We start from the raw sequence: 1,984 nt of genomic DNA on the forward strand, positions 1-1,984 counted from the left end.
GGGCGGTCAGGACCGCGCGCGGCGCACGCCGACCCATTTACTGTGCCCCCGGCGCACGGCGAAGCCGCGCTGAGTTGCTGTCGGGGATCTTGGAGTTGTCGAGGTCAGGTGCCAAGGGTGCGCCAGGATTTTGGCCTGGAGATCCCGCACCGGTCGAGGTAGCTCTGGAAGGCGGTCGGTCGTCGGGAAGGGGGTGCCTTCTCGGCTGGTGGGAGACCGCTGAGGCGCTCGATGTTGATGGCGATGGCCGTCAGGACGTGCTGGACGTGGGCTTTACTCTGTCCTCGGTAGCGACAGCGGCGCATGCCGTGTCCGTGGGCGAACTCGTTGACCGTGCCCTCCACTCCGGAGCGGACCGCATAGCGGGCCTTCCACTCGGGCGTCTGCTGCTCGGCACGGACGCGGAGTTGCAGGTCGCGGAGCTCGCGCGGGGGAAAGCCCACGGTGCGGGCGCTGTCGGCGGTGCTGGTGCACTGGGTGCGCGCAGGGCAGGGACGGCACTGGCTCTTGGTGAACCTGGCCACCATCGGCGGGGCCGCGGTAGGCGAGGATGTCGGGTAGGGGCCGTGCCAGCCCGCGCTGACCTGCCCTTTCGGGCAGGTGACCTGCTGATGGTCGTAGTCGATGTGGAAGTCGTCCCGGGCGAAACCCTCGCCTCGGCGGTGCTGGTGCGTGGGGTTGCTCCTCAACGGCCCGGAGACGGTGACCTGGTGCTCACGGGCGGCCTGTTCCAGGTGGGGCAGGGAGGTGTAGCCGGCGTCGACCAGGTGCTCGGCGGGCAGCAGCCCGCGGCGGGCCAGGCGGGTGTGGATGCCGGGCAGGACCTGGCTGTCGTGGGTGGTGGCCGCGGTGGTAGCCACGTCCGTGATCACGTTGGGGCCGTCGGACGCACAGGTCTCGGTCAGATGAGCGGCGAACCCCTTCCAGCTGATGATGTGCCCGTGCCGTGCATAGCGGGCCGAGGTGTCGTAGAGCGAGACGATCGCCCGGGACGAGGGCGGTAGCCCGGGCCCGCCTTCCGTCTCGGCGGTGCGCCAGCGCAGGCGTCCTGCGGCGTCCCGGTGGTAGTTCTGCACCATGATCTGGCGCAGGGCCTGGACACGGGGACCGGACGTGCGGTGCGCTCCGTGCTGGTTGAGATGTTCCAGGAGCCGGACGCCGTCGTCTCCGGCGGCAAGAATCCTGGTCATGGGCTTGGTGGGGTTCTTGCCCAGGCGGACCGGCCGGCCGTAGCGGCGCCCCCAGTCCTCATCAACCAGCTCGTCCAGCAGATGCGGGGAGGAGCCGGCGACTTCTTCGAGTGCGGCGCGGACCGCCTCGGTGATCAGCTCCAGGCGGGTCAGGTCACGCACCGCGGTCAGGACGTGGGTGGAGTCGGTGCGCTGCGTGGTGCGCTCGCGCACCAGGCCGGCCTCCTTGAGACGGGCCAGCGCGAGGTCGAGGAGGCGGTCGGCACGGCCGTCCTCGGTGAGACGGTCGCGGAAGTCGGCCAGCACGCTGTGGTGGAAGCCGGGATCATTCAGTTCCATGGCCATGGCGTACTTGAAGTCGATGCGGCAGCGGACCGCCTCGGCGGCCTGCCGGTCCGACAGGCCGAGCAGGAACTGCAGCACACAGACGGTAGCCAGCTGAGCAGGCGAAAGCCCTGGACGCCCGTCCCTGGGGTACCAGTCGGCGAAGTCCTCGTCGCGCCACAGCCCGTCCAACCGGTCACGCACCCATATCGCCGTCGTGCCACCCGGGTTGCTCGCCCGCGCGATCTGCGCGGTCAGAGGCGGAACGTGCTCACCGGAACGGGGGCGCAGGGACAACGGGTACCTCGACAGCTCCATCGGACGATGGAACTACCCGAGCATGCCCGTCGACCATGCTGCCGCACCGGGAAACTTCAAGATCCCCGACAGCAACTCAGCGCGGCTTCGCCGTGCGCCGGGGGCACAGTAAATGGGTCGGCGTGCGCCGCGCGCGGTCCTGACCGCCCTGT

General features: G+C 69.9%; 1 protein-coding gene. It reads right to left on the bottom strand.

What is annotated here, in order from left to right:
* Positions 1-104: 104 nt before the first annotated feature.
* Positions 105-1,832 carry an IS1182 family transposase gene (locus tag ABT057_RS49015; protein WP_352351895.1) on the bottom strand — a complete coding sequence of 576 codons (1,728 nt, stop codon included), beginning with the start codon at positions 1,830-1,832 and terminating at the stop codon, positions 105-107.
* Positions 1,833-1,984: the final 152 nt, after the last annotated feature.

Origin of the sequence: Streptomyces sp. NPDC002588 (assembly GCF_040295925.1) — a bacterium.
In the GTDB taxonomy this organism is placed as follows: Bacteria; Actinomycetota; Actinomycetes; order Streptomycetales; family Streptomycetaceae; genus Streptomyces.